Origin of the sequence: Rhizobium cerradonense, assembly GCF_030182455.1 — a bacterium.
GTDB lineage: Bacteria > Pseudomonadota > Alphaproteobacteria > Rhizobiales > Rhizobiaceae > Rhizobium.
This window is the reverse complement of record NZ_JAQJCK010000003.1, coordinates 394,969-411,545: the sequence shown is the minus strand read 5'-3', so window position 1 is coordinate 411,545 and position 16,577 is coordinate 394,969. Positions and strand designations below refer to the sequence as shown.

Below are 16,577 nucleotides of genomic sequence, written 5' to 3'. Positions count from 1 at the left end.
GATGCCTTATATCCAAAATATCGGAGCGGTCTTGCTCGTTCGGAAGGACGCGCAGCCCTCTTCAAATGGTTAATTCCCTCGGCATCCGTGCGTCAATCCTAACCGATCATTAACCATAATCGGAAAAAATACGCCCAACATTCATTGACCTATATTGTTGAGCGATTCCCATGACCTTCCGTCTTCTCTTGGCCGGCCTTGCCGTATCCCTATCCCTTGCCGGCTGCGCCACAAAACCGGGCAACGAGGCGTCACTGAAGACGAGTTTTGCAGCGGAAGAGCTGCGTCATAAGCCGCTGAAGGCCAACGACCCAGTCGAAATGGAGCCGACCAAATGGGCCAGCGCCGAGCTTGAAACCAGGGAGACGGTCGATAACGGCGGTCCGCATCACCTCGCCGGGCGCACGCTGGAAGTTTCTTCGCTGCACGATCTGAAGCTGGACGACAAGGAAGTCATTCTCAGCTTCGACGACGGTCCGGCTCCGGGCAAGACGGAGCGCATCCTCTCCACGCTCGACAAATTCGGCGTCAAGGCGGCCTTCATGATGGTCGGCCAGATGGCGGAGGCGCACCCGGCCACCGCCCGCAAGGTCTTTGCCGACGGAGACACCATCGGCAGCCACACCTTCCGCCATCCCGATCTCGACAAGATGAGCTTCGACATGGCAATGGCCGAGATCACCCGCGGCGAGCACGCCGTTGCCAAGGTCATCGGTACGGATGTTTCCTTCTTCCGCTTCCCCTATCTCGCTGATTCCAAGCGCCTGCGCACCGCCGTCGCCATGCGGGATCTCGTCGTCATGGATGTGGATATCGACAGCAAGGACTATTTCAACTCGACGCCCTCAGCCGTCGTAACCCGCACCATGAACCAACTGTACAAGCGCGGTCGCGGCATCATCCTGATGCACGACATCCACCAGCGCACGGCCACCATGCTGCCAACCCTACTGTCGCGTCTCGAAAGAGAGGGCTACAAGGTCGTGACGCTGAAGTACAAGGGCACCTCCGCACCTGCAACCAACCTGATCGCTCAGGCCAGCGTCACGGTTGTGCGCTGAAGACGGGATAAGCCTCGGAAAACTGTAAGATGAAACACATTCGGGGAAGCACTGTTGCTTCCCCGAATGTATTTTGATTTGATTATATATGACTCACTTCATCAATGGCATATCAGGTCCCTTATGAATCTCCATCTCGAGCATGACGACGATCCACTGACACTGCAATTCGTCGCTGAAAGGGATGCACAGTCTGAACAGGCGCTGATGACGCCTGAGTTCGAGGTGGACCGGGCGGCGATCAAGGCTTTGATCGAGCGTAAGGACCGGCTGATCCAGGTGGTACGCCGCGGCAAGTGGTTGTTCGACTTCCACCGCAGCGCAGATCACCCCCTCGGCATGTGGTTCCGATTGCCTGCCAATCTCGCCCCTTTGCCCGACGCACCCTGGGAGCCGATCTTCGATCTCGACGCTTTCTGCGCATCGGAAAACAAGCTTTGGCTCTGGCGTGGCGCAATCACCTGCCCTTGGGAACCGACGCGGGTATTGCTTTGTCTTTCCGACGGCGGCTCCGATCTTGGACGCCTGCTGGAGTTCGATTGCGAAGCCAAAAGCATTGTCGAAGGCGGATTTGACACGCCGCCGACACGTTGCCACGCCACCTGGCTTAATCGCGACGAGATCGCCTATTTCGGCTCGATTGACCGCCTCTCCTCGACCCGCTCCGGCTGGCCCCGCGTCGGTCGCCGTCTGAAGCGTGGCCAGGCGCCGGCAAAGGCACCCTTGCTTTACGCAACCGCCGATACAGACGTCTATGGCTCCTGCCTGGTCTTCGATCCGGTGCTTGCCGGCATCGCAAAGAAAGGTACGGCCAAGCCGATCCGGCTGTTCATCACCGGCCACGAAATCGGCAATTCCAGCGTTTTCGTCAAAGAGCAGGATTTTTCGCTGCGGCGGATCGATCTGCCGAGGGACATCGACGTCCAGCTCAACTATTCCTATTGCCTCTGGCTCGCCAAGACCGACGAGCGCATCCCGGCCGGCAGCCTGGCGCTGCAACCCTTACCGCGGGAGGCTACCGATGCCGGCGCCGAGGCGATGCGCGTGTTGTTTTCGCCCGGCGAGCGACAGTCGGTGTCTCAGTTCCTGCTGATGCGCGAATGGTGCGTCTTCGTCGTCTCCGACAAACTGCAGCCCCGCCTTTTCGTCTTCGACCTGACCAGGGCCGATGCGGCGATCGAGGAAATCACGCTGCCGGCCGATGTTCAGACTGTAACAGTCTGGCCGCTCTATTCCGACCTCCATCTCGGCGACGACACGCTGCAGGTCTATGGCGAAGGCTTCCTGCAACCGCCCTCCTGCTATCGCCTGGAGCTTGCCGACCGCAGAAAGCCGCTTGAACTCATTCACGCCGCGAGCTCCCCGGCCTATTTCGATACCGACGGCATGACCTCCGAATTGCTCGAGGCCACGTCAGAAGATGGTACGAAAGTGCCGTACCGCCTGGTATTGCCGAAGACATGGACCCACGGTGAACTGCCGGTCTTGATGTATGGCTATGGCGGCTTCGATTTTTCGGTTCGTCCGCAATATTCGGCAGTCATCGGCCGCTGGCTGGAACAGGGCGGTGCCTATGTGCAAGCCTATATCCGCGGCGGCGGCGAGCTCGGTCCGAACTGGCATCGTTCCGCCAAGGGGCATGGCCGCCACAGAGCTTTTGCCGATTTTGTCGCCGTCGCCCGCGATCTCGTGAACCGCGGCTACACCAAACCACAGCGCATAGCCGTCAATGGCGGCAGCAATGGCGGGCTGCTGACCGGCGTGATGCTGACACGCTATCCGCACGACTTCGGCGCGGCCTGGTGTCAGGTGCCGGTGCTCGATATGTCCCGCTTCCACGTCTTCCCGGCCGGCAAGGCCTGGATCGACGAATATGGCAATCCCGACGACCAGGCGGACCGGGACTATCTGCTTTCCTATTCGCCACTGCACAATCTCAAGCCGGCTTCGGAGATCACCTATCCGCCCATCTACATCGAGAGTTCCAGCAATGACGACCGGGTTCATCCCTCCCATGCGCGGCGGTTTGCTGCGCGCATGGAGGAACTCGGCCATCATCCGCTGTTCCACGAATTCCACTCGGGCGGCCATGGCGGCGACGGCGCATCGACGCAGCTCGCGGCGCGTATCGCGCTGGGTTACAGCTTCCTTCGCGAGACGATCGTGAAGCCGCGTGAGAATTGAAATCAGTCCTTTAGACATCAAACGAAAATCGGCAGTTGTAAGATTATTCGACGCGCTTGAAACGCGCTTGACGACATGATTAGTTGCGGCGTGATCACGAAGAGCGGGCCAAACCGCCCGCTCACCTCTGGGGGAGTAGATAGATGGATCGTCGTTCATTTCTGAGGAAAGCCGGTGTTGCCGGCGCAGGCTCGGTTGCTGCCGCAGCCCTGGCGGCTCCGGCCATTGCTCAGAGCAATCCGAAGATCAACTGGCGTTTGACCTCGTCGTTTCCGAAATCGCTCGACACGATCTATGGCGGCGCCGAGGTGCTGTCCAAATTTGTCTCGGAAGCGACCGACGGCAACTTCACCATCCAGGTCTTCGCCGCCGGCGAAATCGTGCCCGGCCTGCAGGCTGCCGACGCAACATCCGCAGGCACGGTCGAGGCCTGCCACACGGTCTCCTACTATTATTGGGGCAAGGATCCGGTTTGGGCGCTGGGCGCGGCCGTTCCTTTCGCGCTCAATGCCCGCGGCATGAACGCCTGGCAGTACCATGGCGGCGGCATCGACATGTTCAACGAATTCCTGGCGACGCAAGGGCTGATTGGTTTTCCGAGCGGCAATACCGGCGTGCAGATGGGTGGCTGGTTCCGTAAGGAAATCAATACCGTAGCCGACCTCAAGGGTCTGAAGATGCGTATCGGCGGCTTTGCCGGCAAAGTGGTGGAGCGCCTCGGCGTTGTGCCGCAGCAGATCGCCGGCGGCGATATCTATCCGGCGCTGGAAAAAGGCACGATCGATGCGGCCGAATGGGTAGGCCCCTATGACGACGAAAAGCTCGGGTTCTACAAGGTCGCTCCCTATTACTACTACCCCGGCTGGTGGGAAGGCGGTCCGACCGTACACGTCATGTTCAACAAGGCCGCCTATGAAGGCCTGCCGAAGGCCTATCAGTCGCTGCTGCGCACCGCCGCCCAGGCAACAGATGCCGACATGCTGCAGAAATACGACTATCTCAATCCGGCAGCCATCAAGCGTGTCGTGGCCGAAGGCGCGAAGCTGCGTCCGTTCAGCACCGACATCCTGAACGCCTGCTTCGACAAGTCGAACGAAGTCTACGCCGAGATGGAAGCATCGAACCCGACCTTCAAAAAGATCTGGGAATCGATCAAGGCGTTCCGCGGCGGCCACTATCTTTACGCGCAGGTCGCCGAATACAGCTACGACGTGTACATGATGACGCAGCAACGCGCCGGAAAGCTCTGATCATTGGATTCGAAACAAGAAACCCCGGAGCGATGCTCCGGGGTTTCTCTTTGGAATGCGGCAGCCGCTTCGTCCCCTGCTCAATTGAATGACGGCGGCTGACTGAGATCATTCGCAGGCGGGTTCTTCTTTTCGCCGCCCTGATCTGCCGGCTTGTTGTCGAGCGGATTGGCACCCGGGAGCTGCAGGCCGCCCGGCAAACCGAGACCGCCGCCATTATCCTGGCCGGGCGCACCAAAGCCGGGCACTTCGATCTTGATGGTATTGGGATCTATCCCGGCGCCCGCTCCCTTGTAGTGTGTGACCATCTGCGGAAACATGATCGTCAGCGCCACCATCAGGATCTGAATGCCGACAAAGGGTACCGCCCCCCAATAGATCTGTCCCGTCGTCACCGGCGCCGTCTTCTTGCCGGTGACCTTGTCGAGGTAAGGCACCTTCGCAGCCACCGAGCGCAAATAGAACAACGCAAAGCCGAAGGGCGGGTGCATGAAACTCGTCTGCATGTTGACGCCGAGCAGGACGCCGAACCAGATCAGGTCGATCCCGAGCTTGTCGGCGGCGGGCGCCAGCAGCGGCACGATGATGAAGGCGAGCTCGAAGAAATCGAGGAAGAAGGCCAGCACGAAAACCAAAAGGTTGACGGCGATCAAGAAACCGACCTGCCCACCCGGCAGCGACACCAGCAAATGCTCCACCCAGACATGACCGTTGACGCCGTAGAAGGTCAGCGAAAATACGCGCGAGCCGATCAGGATGAACAGCACGAAGGAGGAGAGCCGTGTCGTCGATGCGAGTGCCGAGCGAACCACATCCATGTTCAGCCGCCCCTTCGCTGCCGCCATCACCAGCGCGCCGGTTGCCCCCATCGCGCCGCCCTCCGTCGGTGTTGCGATGCCGAGGAAGATGGTGCCGAGTACGAGGAAGATCAGCGCCAAAGGCGGGATCAGCACGATGATCACCTGCTGGGCCAGCCGCGACATCAGGTTGAACTTCAACGTCTTATCGATGACGGCGACGACATAGATGAAAGCGACGCCGACGGTTGCACCAAGAATATCGGCATTCTCACCGTAGATCGGCGTCAGGTAGACATGAGCCGCATAGGCAACGCCGCCGCCGACCAAGAGCGCGATGAAAAGCGAGGTCACCCCGGAGCCGAGCGAGCGCGCCTCCTTCGGCAGCGCCGGCATCGAATTCGGCCGGACGATCGACATGATCAGCACGTAGAGCATGTAAATGCCGGTCAGCACCAGACCGGGGATCAGCGCGCCTGCATACATGTCGCCGACCGAACGGCCGAGCTGGTCAGCCAGCACGATCAGCACAAGCGACGGTGGAATGATCTGCGCAAGCGTTCCAGACGCGGCAATGACACCGGACGCAAGGCTGCGGTCATAGCCGTAACGCAGCATGATCGGCAACGAGATCAGGCCCATGGCGATGACCGAGGCCGCGACGACGCCGGTGGTGGCGGCAAGCAGCGCGCCAACGAAGATCACCGCGTAAGCAAGACCGCCACGAATCGGGCCGAAGAGCTGGCCGACGGTATCGAGCAGGTCCTCCGCCATCCCCGAGCGTTCCAGCACGATGCCCATGAATGTGAAGAACGGGATCGCCAGCAGCGTGTCGTTGGACATCACACCCCAGAACCGATCCGGCAGCGCGTTGAGCAACGGCCAGGAGAGATGGATGGAACCGCCCGAATAAGGCGCCAGCTCGACGCCGATCCAGAAGAACAGCAGTCCGTTGGCGGCGAGCGCAAAGGCGACAGGATATCCGATCAGTAGGAAGATGATTAGCGAAGCGAACATGATCGGGGCCATGTTCACGGCAATGAATTCAATCATCAGCGCGCCTCCCCGGCAGGCGTTTCGGCATCAAGGGGCGCGTGCGTCGGCACGTATGGTGTCGGGTCCTCCATATCGCCGCGCATGACGGCGATCTTCTTGATGATTTCGGAAACACCTTGCACCGCCAATAAAAGGAAGCCTACCAACAATAGCGCCTTGCCCGGCCAGATAATCAGGCCACCAGCACTGGACGAAACCTCGCCCGATAGGAAGGACGTGCGAACATAGGGCACGAGGTCATAGACCATCAGAAGCACGAAGGGCATGAGGAACAGGCAATGACCGAGCAGATCGATCCAGTGCTGAACGCGCCGCGGTAAGGCGCCGTAGACGATATCGATGCGGATGTGCTCGTTCTGCCTGAGCGTATAGGCGGCGGCGAGCATGAAGGCGGCGCCGAACAAATACCATTGCGCTTCCAGCCAGGCGTTGGACGAGGTGTTGAACACCTTGCGGACGATCGCGTTTCCGGCGCTGACAAGCACGGCGACCAGAATGAGCCAAGAAACCGATTTGCCAATGAATTCGGTGACAGCATCCACGAGCCGGCTGAAGCCGAGCAATGCTTTCATCATTTTTCTCCCCCGCAGCGGTCTTCCCCGAGATCTCCTTGCCGCGTACAGGCAGAGTGCCGATTTTACGCTGTGAATCAAGAGTGTAAGCTGGTTTTCCAAATGTGACAGCGCAGCAGCAAGAAATGCCAGGCGTCCACCTGATTGCCAGCAATTGCGCTTGCCGGCCTTGCCCGCCCGCTGCATTCTGATAAAAGATCATGCAAATAATCATACTAATCGAGAGACACCCATGTCCCCCATCAACCTCGCCATCGTCGGCGTCGGCAAGATCGTCCGCGACCAGCACCTTCCTTCCATCGCGAACAATTCGGATTTCAAACTGATCGCCACGGCGAGCCGCCACGGCACCGTCGACGGCATTCCGGCCTTCACCAGCATCGAGGCCATGCTGGACGCCGTTGCCGGGATCGATGCCGTCTCGCTTTGCATGCCGCCGCAATATCGCTATGAGGCTGCCTACAAGGCTCTTCAGGCCGGCAAGCATGTGTTCCTGGAAAAGCCGCCGGGCGCCACGCTGAGCGAAGTTGCCGATCTCGAGGCGCTTGCCAAGGCAAAGGGCGTTTCTCTCTTTGCGAGCTGGCATTCGCGTTATGCGCCTGCTGTCGAGGCCGCGAAGGCTTTTCTCGACGCGACGACGATCAACAGCGTCCATGTCATTTGGAAGGAAGACGTGCGCCACTGGCATCCGAATCAGGAATGGATCTGGCAGGCCGGCGGCCTCGGCGTCTTCGATCCGGGCATCAATGCTCTATCGATCGTCACCCACATCCTGCCGCCGCTATTTCTGACGGGCGCAGTACTGGAATTCCCCGAAAACCGCGATTCGCCGATTGCGGCCGACCTGCAGTTCAAGAGTGGCCAGGGACTTGCCGTCCATGCCGAATTCGACTGGCGCCAGACCGGCAAGCAGAGCTGGGATATCGTCGCTGAAACCGAAGCCGGCCAGATGGTGCTCTCCGAGGGCGGCTCGAAGCTTTCGGTGAACGGCGAATTGAAGTTCACCGCCCCCGAGGCGGAATATCCTTCGCTCTATCGCCGCTTCGCCGAGATCGTCAAAGCCGGCACGTCTGATGTCGACCTGGCGCCGCTTCGCCACGTCGCCGACGCCTTCATGCTCGGCAAGCGCAAGTTCGTCGAGGCTTTCCACGACTAAGCTCCATTGACCGATGAGATGCGCCGCGCAGAATGCTAAAGTGGCGCATCTTCATGGGTGGGGAGATTGCGATGTCGTCCGAAAGCGGGGAAAGCTTCGGGCTGGGCGTAAGACACAAGCTTGTCACGCTGGCCGAGCCGAATGCAAGATGGCGGGAAGCCTATGCTCTGGAAGAGATCGCTATCCGCAAAGCCCTCCGCGATCTCGCACTCGACATCCAGCATTTTGGCAGTACGTCTATACCGGCGATCAAGGCCAAGCCAATCATCGATATCGCCGTTGGTGTTAGGCGTTTCGACGAAGGATTCCGTTGCATCAAGCCAATGGAAAAGATTGGTTATGAGTATGTCGGCAACGACATCGTCCCCGACGATCATATTTTCGGCCGCGGCATCAAAGGCGAAACGCGCACCCATCTCGTTCACATTGTCGAACATGGCGGCGCCCAATGGAACCGGTTTATCCTGTTCCGCGACAGGCTCCGCGCAAATCCCGCTCTCGCCCAAGCCTATGAGGCACTGAAAATCGGGCTAGCCGACGAATATGCCGACAATCGTGCCGCATATACGGAGGCGAAGAAGGTCTTTATTGACAAGATTGTTGCAGCGACTGGTGATTAAGCCTTCTCCCAACGGGAAAAGAAGAATGATCACGCCTTCTTCTCCCAGCGCCCATCCTGGGTCTGCTGCCAGTAGGTGAGGTTATGCCCCTCGCCCTTCAGCTTCTTCCACTGCGCCCTGGCGCCTTCCAACTGCTCTTGGTCGTAGCCATCGAACATGAAAACAACGCGCTGATAATTCTCGATATCCGAGGCTTCGGCGCCATCGACGAAGAAGCGGACCGTGGCGTTGTTCGCATTGTCGGGCGAGACGGTCAGCAACACCGGCTGTTTGTCCGGCATGTCTCCATCATCCGTGCCATGCGGCAGAAAACTGTCCTCGCGATAGGTCCAGAGATGCACGTCAAGAGCATCCCGCCGCGCCGCTTCGCGTGCCTGGATGGCAACCTGCCAACCGCGCTCGACACTTTTGTCGATCAGCGGAGGAAGGGCGTCTTCCAGCTTCGATTCGGTCAGGTGATAGAAGAGAACGTCGATCATGCCGTTCCTTCTATCTCAAACACCTTCGAAGGTCACGATTCGTAATTCTGGCGGACCAGCTCGTCGAGCAGGCGCACGCCGAAACCCGAGCCCCAGGACTGGTTGATTTCGTCCTGGATCGAGCCCATGGCCGTGCCGGCAATATCGAGATGTGCCCAAGGCGTTTCCTGGACGAAACGCTTGAGGAACTGCGCGGCGGTGATCGAACCGGCATGGCGGCCGCCGGTATTTTTCATGTCGGCGAACTTGCTGTCGATCATCTTGTCGTAGTCCTTGCCGAGCGGCATGCGCCACAGGCGCTCGTTGGTGGCAAGGCCGGCGGCGGTCAGTTCGTTCGCCAACTTGTCGTCATTGCAGAACAGGCCGGCATGCAGATTGCCGAGCGCGATGAGAATGGCGCCGGTCAGCGTCGCGAGGTTGATCATGAACTGCGGCTTGAAGCGGTCGTTGGTATACCAGAGCGCATCGCAGAGCACGAGCCGACCTTCCGCATCCGTATTGATCACCTCGATCGTCTGGCCCGACATGGAGGTGACGATATCGCCGGGACGCTGGGCATTGCCGTCCGGCATGTTTTCGACCAAGCCGATGACGCCGATGGCGTTGACCTTGGCGCCGCGCGCCGCGAGCGCGTGCATCAAGCCGGTGACAGCGGCAGCCCCACCCATATCGCCTTTCATGTCCTCCATGCCGGCAGCCGGCTTGATGGAAATGCCGCCGGTGTCGAACACCACGCCCTTGCCGATGAAGGCAATCGGCTTGTCTTTCGGTTTGCCGCCCTTCCACTGCATGATCACCAGGCGTGGCGGACGCACGGAACCCTGCGCCACGCCAAGCAGCGCCCCCATGCCGAGCCGGCGCATTTCACGCTCCGTCAGGATCTCCACCTCGACACCAAGCTTTTCCAACCCCTTGGCTTTGGCGGCAAACTCGACCGGGCCGAGAGCGTTCGGCGGCTCGTTGACGAGATCGCGGGCCAGAATCACGCCGTCGGCGATCGCTTCCGATGCCGCGAGGAGCTTCTTCGCCGCAGCGGCATTCGAGGTAACGATCGTCACCTTGACGGACTTCGGCGTGCCGTTCTTGTCCTCGTCGTCGTTCTTCTTCGTCTTGTAGGTATCGAAGCTATAGGCGCGCAACAGCATGCCGAGGGCGAAATCGGCCGCTGCCGTGGCCTCGGTCTCACCGTCATGTGCATCGATGAAGATCGCAGCCTTTTCCACATTGCGGATTTTCGCGGCCGCGCCGCCGCCGAGCTTCAGCCAATCATGCGCATTCAGCTCCTTCGCCTTGCCGGTGCCGATAACGATGATACGGTCGACCGGCGAGCCTTCGGGCGCGACGATATCGAGGCTGCTCAAGCCTTTGGCGGTGAACCGGGCAATCCGTGCGGCCTTGGCGAAAACATTTGCCGGATCGGCACTTTCTGCCCCTGCCGGCAACTCGCTGTCCGTGTCTTTCAGGAGAATGGCCAGACCGCCAGTCAGCCGAACCGATTTGGCAAAGGAAATCTCGAATTTCACAGACATTTCTGCTCCGATAATACGTGTCGTGCAAAATAGAATTACACACTCCGGATCATTCAAGGTTTCCATATCAAATACAAGCTTTTGGCGAGGCATTCCGCGAAGAAACACCTTGAGACATTCAAATCCCTGTCATCTACCGCCGCTAGTTTGCCGGAGCATCTATTGGGTCTCGCCGCCTGCGCGACGCGATCATCTATCGGAACGCCGCCTTGATCATAGACTCCGCCAGCTTCGATCATCGGGATCGTTTCCCCGAAATCCTGCGGCCGCGCACGGCGGGCGATGCCTTCGTCGTTCTCTTTTGTCTTTGGTGGATGCTGCTCGGGCTGTTTTCGATTCTTCCACAGATCGATCTTGCTGTGGCCAATATGTTCTTCCTGCAGGAACAATGCGCCATTCCCGTCAGGCCCGGCCAGATCTGCGGCATTTTCCCTTATAATGACGATGCGCACATGCGTCTGCTCAGGGAAGTTTTCTTTCAGGTTCCCTATATCGTCGCGATTGCTCTCTGTTGGATGCTGGTCGAGTGCTGGCAGCAACACGGCGCAACCTTCCGGACGCTGCGGGCCCGCAATTTGAAAATCGCGCTCGGTTCGTTGTTTCTCGGCCCCGTGCTGATCGTCAATCTCTGGCTCAAATCCTTCTCGGGCCGTCCTCGGCCACGGCAGACCGATCTCTTCGGCGGCATGCTCGATTTCGTTCATGCCGGCTCTTTTGCCGGGAAATGTGTGAGCAACTGTTCCTTCATTTCCGGAGAATCCGCCGCTGCCGGCTGGCTGTTTTGCCTGATCTTCATCATCCCGCAGCCGGCGCGGACGGCCCTCGCCCTGCCGATCGCAGCCGTGTCTATTCTCATTCCAGCCCTCCGAGTAGCCTTCGGCGGTCACTACCTCTCGGATGCCGTTTTGGGTTGGCTTTCCTCGCTTGTCATATTCACCGCTCTCATGGCGTTATCCCAAACGACACACAGCAGAAAAAATTCAGAAAATTAACGAATTTTTTGCGAGTGGGCTGTCGCCAAAAAAACGCAAACGGCGTAGAGGAGGATGAATCTCTGCCGGCTCGCACGGCGGAGTGTTGCGTTTAAGGGCCGGCATGAAGTTATTCGAAACATATATCGTACGGCGTGTCGGCATGATGTTCCTGGTAGCGCTGCTGCCGGTGCTCGCCATCATCTGGACGACCCAGGTGCTGCAGCGCATCAACCTCGTGACCGACAGCGGCCAGTCGATCGGCTCGTTTGCTAAGCTTGCGACTCTCATCCTGCCGACGATCATTCCCGTGGTTCTGCCTTTCGCTCTGGTGATCGGCATCACGCAGACGCTGACGGCGATGAACAGCGATTCGGAACTGACGGTTATGGAGGCGGCGGGTGCGCGGCGCAGCATCATCGTCCGCCCGATCATGATTCTCGCGATAGCTATCAGCGTTTTCTCATTTGTGGTCGACAATATGGTCGAGCCGAAAGCGCGTGTAGCCGCCCGCGAGATGGTCGCAGAAGCCTATGCCGACCTTCTCTCGACCGTCATCGAAGAGAAGAATTTCCGCCGTATCGAAGACGGGCTTTATGTGCAGATCACCCAGCGCCTGTCGGGACGAATCCTGAAGGGCCTGTTCGTGGTGGATTCGCGCGATCCCACTTTCGATCTCATCTATTATGCCAAGGAAGGCGCCGTCGATGCGAGCGGCACGTCGCTTTTGATGAAGGATGGCGAAGTTCACCGCAAAACGCCTGACGGCAACGTCTCCGTCATCAATTTCGACTCCTATTCCTTCGATCTTTCCGACATGACGCAGAGCCGCGGCCAGGCAACGCTGCGCGCCGGCGACCGCGGTCTTGGCTTCCTGCTGAACCCGGATCCGAACGATCCAGATTATAAAGCAAAACCAGGCGGCTACCGCGCGGAGCTACATCGGCGTCTCACCGACTGGGCGTTGCCGGCAATCTTTGCCCTGATATCCCTGGTGATAGCCGGCGATGCGCGATCCCATCGCGAAGCACGGCTGCATCCGATGGTGTCGGCGCTTACCATTGCTTTTGCCTTGCGCTGGGCGGATTTTTATGCGGCAAACCAGATCGAGAATGCTCCCTATTTCATCGGCGTTCTCTATGCGGCCAACATCTGCGCAGCTTTGATTGCGATCGCCCTGCTGTTCAGGAACCGGAAGATGTCGGTGCCCAGGTCCATCCGCAACCGCTTCGCCAATCTGCGGCAGAAGATCCAGGATCGCATGCCGGCGCCCGGCGGCTCGAATGGGGGCGGCGCATGATCTTCAATACGCTCGGCCGCTACTTCTTCATGCGCTACGTCGTGACAACCTTCTGGTTTTTCCTCGGCGTTGTCTCGATCGTCTATCTCGTCGACTTCAGCGAGACCGCCGGCCGGCTTGCCGGCCTTCCCGGGTACACGGTCAGCCTCGGCTTGCTGATGACGGCCGTCAGGCTGCCGTTCATCCTGCAGCAGACGGTGCCGTTCATCGCCCTGTTCGTCGGCATGACGGTGCTGATCGCGCTCAATCGGCGTCGTGAGCTCGTGATTGCGCGTGCGGCCGGCATCTCCGTCTGGCAGTTCATGACGCCGTTCGTGATCGGCGCATTCTTTGTCGGCCTGCTGACCATGTTTGCCCTCAATCCTGTTGCGGCGTGGGGACAACGGCAGGCGGAAACGATGGAAGCCGACCTACGCGGCGATCCATCCTATCACAACAAGCTCTCGATTCCGTGGCTGCGCCAGTCGAACGGCAAAGACGACGTCATCATTGGCGCCAAGGCCGTTCTCGACAACGGAACGACGCTGATGAACGTCGTGTTTATCCACTTCGATTCACAAGGGAATATCGTTCTCAGGCAGGACGCGCAGTCGGCAAAGTTGCAAGATGGTTACTGGCTTCTTAACAGTGTCGTCGAGCGCAGACCGGGCGAAATTCCGGATCATAAGAGTACGGTACAGGTTCGTACGAATCTGAAACAGGATTTCGTCTCAGAGCGCCTGGCACAGCCGGAAACCATTGCTTTTTATGATCTTTCTAATCGAATAAAGATTGCAAAGTCCTTTGGCATCTCAACCAAAGCTCTTGAGACCCAATTTCACTCGCTGCTGTCGCAGCCATTCCTTCTGGTGGCAATGACGCTGATCGCCGCCACCGTCTCGTTAAAATTCAGTAGATTCAACCAATCGCGCTCCGTGATTCTGGGTGGAATCCTCTCAGGCTTCGTGCTTTATGTTGTCACCGTGCTGGTAAAGGCATTCGGGAGCAGCGGAGTGGTTCCTCCTTTCGTGGCGACATGGATACCCGTGATCGTCGCTTTGGCATTCGGAGCAACGATCCTGCTTCATCAGGAGGACGGCTAAGTGGCGGCAGGCAACCGCAAGAGTATCAAGGAATTTGTCGCTGCCCTCGTCATGGGCGCGGCTGCGTATGCATTTGTCATGAGCCCGGTCGTAGCTTACGCCCAGGACAACAATAATAACGGCGGCGCTGGCGCTGCGACCTCTCCCGTTAAGGTCAAAGTGCCGGAAGGCTCCAAGCTGATCCTTTCGTCAAACGAACTGGTCTATAACAAGGATACTCAAATCGTTACCGCCAGCGGTGCGGTTCAGATCAACTATGGCGGCTACAAGATGGTCGCGCAAAAGGTTGAATATAATCAAAAAAGCGGACGGATGACGGCGATTGGCAATGTGGAGCTGATCAGCCCGGACGGCAACCGGATGTACGGTGACAAAATGGATGTCACCGACAGCTTCTCCGACGGTTTCGTCAACGCTCTGCGTATCGAAATGCCAGACAATACCCGCATGGCCGCCGAAAAGGGCGAACGTGTGGGCGGCAACCAATTGATTCTGACGAAGGGCGTCTATACCGCCTGTTTGCCGTGCTCCGAGCAGGGCCGCGCGCCGCTATGGCAGGTCAAGGCTCAGCGCGTGGTGCAGAACGGCGTGACGCATACCGTCCGTCTCGAGCATGCCCGCTTCGAACTGTTCGGCCAGCCGATCGCTTATGTTCCCTGGATCGAAGTTCCCGACAATACGGTGAAGCGCAAATCAGGCTTCCTGTTTCCGTCGATGAGCTATTCGGAGAACCTCGGCTTTGGCGTGAAGGTTCCCTACTATTACGTCATCTCGCCGAGCATGGACGCGACGATCAGCGCCACCGGCTATACAAGCCAGGGCTTGCTGCTCGAAGGCGAATTCCGGCAACGCTTTGAAAACGGTACGCATATTCTGCGCGTCGCCGGTATCAATCAGATGAGCCCGGACCAGTTCACCGCCAATACCAGTGACGCCGAGCACAAAACCCGCGGCGTGATCTCGTCGAAGGCCGATTTCAGAATCAATCCTCGCTGGACGTTTGGCTGGGATGTCATGGCGCAAAGCGACAATAACTTTTCGCGCACCTATGGCTTGCAAGGTCTCAGCCAGAGCACCCACACGAACGACATCTATTTGACGGGTCTCGGCAAGCGCAATTATTTCGATATGCGCGCCTTCTACTATGACATTCAGGACGCTGACGACAACAGCACCGCCGAAAAGCAGCAGGCGGTCGTCTATCCGAGCGTCGACTATCATTATGTCGATCCGAACTCGGTCTATGGCGGCGAATTGTCCGCGACGATGAACTTCACGCATTTGTCGCGTGACAAGGCGTCGGTGCTCGACAACGTTAACAATCTCGGCGACGCCAGCCTGAACGACCGCTTCCTCGGTCTTTCCGGCAGCTATACGCGTCTTACCACCGAGCTACAGTGGCAGCGCACCTTCACGACTGATCAGGGTCTGGTCTTGACGCCGCTTGCCGCAGCCCGCGGCGACATCTATGGCCTCGGTATGGATGCGCCTAACGGCGACTATTCCGGCAACTATGACACCAGCGACTACGCGACGCGCGGTATGGTGACGGCAGGCCTTGAAGCCAAGTACCCGTTCCTCATCACTACCAGCAACAGCACGCATGTGTTCGAGCCGATCGCGCAAGTCTATGTGCGTCCTGACGAGCAACTTGCAGGACGGCTGCCGAATGAAGACGCCCAGAGCTTTGTTTTCGATGCGACCAATCTGTTCGATCGCGACAAATTCTCCGGCTTCGACCGTGTAGAAGGCGGCACGCGCGCCAACGTGGGTTGGCGCTATACGGGCAGCTTCGATAGCGGCTACAAGTTGCAGCACATCTTCGGCCAATCGTACCAGCTTGCTGGACGAAACTCGTTCGCAACCGACGATCTGGTAGGTGCCGGTTCGGATTCCGGGCTTGAAACCACCCGCTCCGACTATGTGACCATGTTCGGCCTCACGACGCCGCAGGGCATCTCGCTTTCGCAGTCCTACCGCTTCGACGAAAAGGACTTCGCGTTCCGTCGCGGCGATACGCAGGTCGGCTTTGCAAACGACGACTTCCAGACCTCGGTGACCTACACCCATATCGCCGCTCAGCCGCAATATGGCTTCACCTCGGACCAGGACGAAATCCAAACCCGCGCCCAGATCAAATTCAAGAATTATTGGTCTGTCTTCGGCACGGTCAGCTATGATCTCAACGACAGCGAGATCACGCGCCAGGGCATCGGTCTTTCCTATGAGGACGAATGCACGATCTTCAGCGTCTCCTTCCTCGACAAGAAGGATTCGACGAACCAGTCGGGAAGCGACTGGTCGATCGGCGCCCGCATAACGTTCCGTACGCTCGGCGACGTCAATCTGGGCAATGTCCAGGACGCGACGTTCTGATCACTCAAATCCAAAAGGGCCGGCTCCAAAGCCGGCCCTTTTGCTTTGAAGCGATCGCCATGTCTCTCCGCGTCATTCTTTCGCCGCAAGGATTTTGCAATTCGTCGTGCTTGTTGTAGATATTGGCGCGAATTTGCCGTATTG

Annotated in this window: 13 protein-coding genes; 9 read left to right on the top strand and 4 right to left on the bottom strand. The window is 58.7% G+C overall.

The genetic code is table 11. The features are described 5' to 3' along the window. The first annotated feature begins 170 nt into the window (after positions 1 to 170). The 3 genes from PH547_RS09605 (at position 171) to PH547_RS09595 (ending at position 4,495) form a co-directional block, all read left to right on the top strand. The gene (locus tag PH547_RS09605; RefSeq protein ID WP_285168151.1) at positions 171 to 1,061 is read left to right on the top strand and encodes a polysaccharide deacetylase family protein; all 891 of its coding nucleotides are present in this window, start codon (positions 171 to 173) and stop codon (positions 1,059 to 1,061) included. Positions 1,062 to 1,184: 123 nt separating this feature from the next. Continuing rightward, positions 1,185 to 3,245, top strand: a complete 2,061-nt coding sequence (locus PH547_RS09600) for a prolyl oligopeptidase family serine peptidase (RefSeq protein WP_104825043.1) — start codon at positions 1,185 to 1,187, stop codon at positions 3,243 to 3,245. Between the two features lie 143 nt (positions 3,246 to 3,388). After that, on the top strand, positions 3,389 to 4,495 hold the full coding sequence (locus PH547_RS09595) for a TRAP transporter substrate-binding protein (RefSeq protein WP_104822576.1): 1,107 nt from the start codon (positions 3,389 to 3,391) through the stop codon (positions 4,493 to 4,495). An 80-nt stretch (positions 4,496 to 4,575) separates the two neighbouring features. On the opposite strand, the gene PH547_RS09590 is transcribed toward PH547_RS09595, so the two are convergent. Together PH547_RS09590 and PH547_RS09585 are read right to left on the bottom strand one after the other, a co-directional pair. Further along, a complete protein-coding gene (locus PH547_RS09590; protein WP_104822575.1) occupies positions 4,576 to 6,345 on the bottom strand; it encodes a TRAP transporter large permease in 1,770 nt (589 codons plus the stop codon). Then, entirely contained in the window at positions 6,345 to 6,920 is a 576-nt protein-coding gene (locus PH547_RS09585) for a TRAP transporter small permease subunit (protein WP_104825042.1), read from the bottom strand. The genes PH547_RS09590 and PH547_RS09585 overlap by 1 nt, the downstream gene beginning before the upstream one ends. Before the next feature lie 232 nt (positions 6,921 to 7,152). Here PH547_RS09585 and PH547_RS09580 point away from each other — a divergent pair, with 232 nt between their 5' ends. Both PH547_RS09580 and PH547_RS09575 read left to right on the top strand, forming a co-directional pair. After that, the gene (locus PH547_RS09580; protein ID WP_104822574.1) at positions 7,153 to 8,076 is read left to right on the top strand and encodes a Gfo/Idh/MocA family protein; all 924 of its coding nucleotides are present in this window, start codon (positions 7,153 to 7,155) and stop codon (positions 8,074 to 8,076) included. Positions 8,077 to 8,147: 71 nt separating this feature from the next. Further along, positions 8,148 to 8,696 carry a GrpB family protein gene (locus tag PH547_RS09575; protein WP_104822573.1) on the top strand — a complete coding sequence of 183 codons (549 nt, stop codon included), beginning with the start codon at positions 8,148 to 8,150 and terminating at the stop codon, positions 8,694 to 8,696. A 29-nt stretch (positions 8,697 to 8,725) separates the two neighbouring features. Here PH547_RS09575 and PH547_RS09570 read toward each other — a convergent pair whose 3' ends face one another. After that, a complete protein-coding gene (locus PH547_RS09570) occupies positions 8,726 to 9,175 on the bottom strand; it encodes a DNA polymerase III subunit chi (RefSeq protein ID WP_285168148.1) in 450 nt (149 codons plus the stop codon). Positions 9,176 to 9,207: 32 nt separating this feature from the next. After that, positions 9,208 to 10,704, bottom strand: a complete 1,497-nt coding sequence (locus PH547_RS09565; protein WP_104822571.1) for a leucyl aminopeptidase — start codon at positions 10,702 to 10,704, stop codon at positions 9,208 to 9,210. A 314-nt stretch (positions 10,705 to 11,018) separates the two neighbouring features. Between PH547_RS09565 and PH547_RS09560 the strand changes: the two genes are divergently transcribed. From PH547_RS09560 to PH547_RS09545, 4 genes are all read left to right on the top strand, one after another. Continuing rightward, positions 11,019 to 11,696: a phosphatase PAP2 family protein gene (locus PH547_RS09560; protein WP_285168208.1), complete on the top strand. Its 678-nt coding sequence runs from the start codon at positions 11,019 to 11,021 to the stop codon at positions 11,694 to 11,696. Between the two features lie 103 nt (positions 11,697 to 11,799). Continuing rightward, on the top strand, positions 11,800 to 12,975 hold the full coding sequence (locus tag PH547_RS09555) for an LptF/LptG family permease (RefSeq protein WP_104822569.1): 1,176 nt from the start codon (positions 11,800 to 11,802) through the stop codon (positions 12,973 to 12,975). Further along, complete coding sequence (lptG, locus tag PH547_RS09550; protein ID WP_104822568.1) at positions 12,972 to 14,057, top strand: LPS export ABC transporter permease LptG; 1,086 nt, start codon at positions 12,972 to 12,974, stop codon at positions 14,055 to 14,057. Before PH547_RS09555 ends, lptG begins: the two co-directional genes overlap by 4 nt. Further along, positions 14,058 to 16,433, top strand: coding sequence for an LPS-assembly protein LptD (locus PH547_RS09545; RefSeq protein WP_285168147.1), 2,376 nt, complete (start codon positions 14,058 to 14,060; stop codon positions 16,431 to 16,433). The last annotated feature ends 144 nt before the right edge of the window (positions 16,434 to 16,577 follow it).

Bases quoted from the DNA above. Each gene is read 5' to 3' on its own strand.
- PH547_RS09605 (WP_285168151.1), top strand. From the start codon at position 171: ATGACCTTCCGTCTTCTCTTGGCCGGCCTTGCCGTATCCCTATCCCTT.
- PH547_RS09590 (WP_104822575.1), bottom strand. From the start codon at position 6,345: ATGATTGAATTCATTGCCGTGAACATGGCCCCGATCATGTTCGCTTCG.
- PH547_RS09595 (WP_104822576.1), top strand. From the start codon at position 3,389: ATGGATCGTCGTTCATTTCTGAGGAAAGCCGGTGTTGCCGGCGCAGGC.
- PH547_RS09570 (WP_285168148.1), bottom strand. From the start codon at position 9,175: ATGATCGACGTTCTCTTCTATCACCTGACCGAATCGAAGCTGGAAGAC.
- PH547_RS09565 (WP_104822571.1), bottom strand. From the start codon at position 10,704: ATGTCTGTGAAATTCGAGATTTCCTTTGCCAAATCGGTTCGGCTGACT.
- PH547_RS09580 (WP_104822574.1), top strand. From the start codon at position 7,153: ATGTCCCCCATCAACCTCGCCATCGTCGGCGTCGGCAAGATCGTCCGC.
- PH547_RS09575 (WP_104822573.1), top strand. From the start codon at position 8,148: ATGTCGTCCGAAAGCGGGGAAAGCTTCGGGCTGGGCGTAAGACACAAG.
- PH547_RS09600 (WP_104825043.1), top strand. From the start codon at position 1,185: ATGAATCTCCATCTCGAGCATGACGACGATCCACTGACACTGCAATTC.
- PH547_RS09560 (WP_285168208.1), top strand. From the start codon at position 11,019: ATGCTGCTCGGGCTGTTTTCGATTCTTCCACAGATCGATCTTGCTGTG.
- PH547_RS09585 (WP_104825042.1), bottom strand. From the start codon at position 6,920: ATGAAAGCATTGCTCGGCTTCAGCCGGCTCGTGGATGCTGTCACCGAA.
- lptG (WP_104822568.1), top strand. From the start codon at position 12,972: ATGATCTTCAATACGCTCGGCCGCTACTTCTTCATGCGCTACGTCGTG.
- PH547_RS09555 (WP_104822569.1), top strand. From the start codon at position 11,800: ATGAAGTTATTCGAAACATATATCGTACGGCGTGTCGGCATGATGTTC.